Raw genomic sequence first — 1,068 nt, forward strand, 5'->3', positions numbered from 1 at the left:
GCAGCTTTGCAGGACTACGCCGCGTTCCTCCGCATTACCGCTTCCTCGCGATAAGCGATCATTCACGGCAACCTCCGCGACGCGCTGGAGGCCACCCGGATCGTCGATAGCGAAACCGGCGGGACGCTCAATTCCGGTGCCAAGTCCGCAGCGCTCTCGATCTTCGAGGGAACCAAGCAGCGCTTCTTCGCGCAGCTGCTTCTGTCGATGAAGCTGCCCAGCCTGTTACCAGCCATCGACGCAGCGATTGCCGAGGGGAACGCCGTGGTCGTCCAACTGGTCTCGACCGCAGAAGCCATGCTCAATCGCCGGCTTGCCGACCTCTCTGATGAGGAGCGCGAAGCGCTGGAGATCGATCTGTCCCCGCGGGAATATGTGTAATGTGGAGCTCCACATTAGATGTATTCTTTGCAGTCGCAGTTTATGTCGAGCGTGGCGGCGAGAGACGCAGGTTTCCTTCGGTTTTCCATGATTTCACTCCAGATAATTACGGTTCCCTCGACCTGAACAAGTCGAAGGAACCAACATGCGATCAAGATCATTATTGTCGTTTCGAGCGGCCCGGCTCCGGGTCGAAGACCCGCCCAGTCACGACGCTCTACTCACCGCATTCCTCTCCTCTCTGTCGCTCGACGAGAGGTCAGGCAGTGCGATTCTGTTTGGCGCTGCGGCCCGTCATTTCCTGCATTGGATGGAACTGCATGGGATCGCGATCCGCACGATCGACGATCGGACCGTTCGGCGGTTCGAGAAGCATCGGTGCCGTTGCCACCGGTATTCGGCGCAGCAGCCAGTCTATAAGGCGGACATTGCAGCGCGAGTCAGGCGCTTCGTCCGCTTCCTGGAGGATCAAGGCTACGTCGGTGTCGACGACGGGATCGACGATCTGCCACGGCACCTCGCCGACTATTTCGATGGGATCGATCGCTTGCAACTCGCGCAAGGACCGGCCCAGTCCTATCGATCCGAGGCCGAGCATTTCGCGGCCTGGCTTCGCATTGCGCGACGACAATGGGCCGATATCGATGACACGATCATCGACCAGTACGGCGCGCATGATTGTCGATG

1 protein-coding gene and 1 pseudogene are annotated in these 1,068 nt (G+C 59.5%); one reads left to right on the plus strand and one right to left on the minus strand.

The genetic code is table 11. The features are described 5' to 3' along the window. Positions 1–54: 54 nt before the first annotated feature. Positions 55–381: pseudogene (locus tag AX724_RS22840) on the plus strand (strawberry notch-like NTP hydrolase domain-containing protein); the annotation flags it as partial. Positions 382–640: 259 nt separating this feature from the next. Here the strand turns inward: AX724_RS22840 and AX724_RS24955 are convergent. Next, a partial coding sequence (locus AX724_RS24955; RefSeq protein WP_443018705.1) for a hypothetical protein occupies positions 641–1,068 on the minus strand: 428 nt, incomplete at its 5' end.

The organism is Sphingobium sp. CCH11-B1 (assembly GCF_001556865.1).
Taxonomy (GTDB): Bacteria; Pseudomonadota; Alphaproteobacteria; order Sphingomonadales; family Sphingomonadaceae; genus Sphingobium.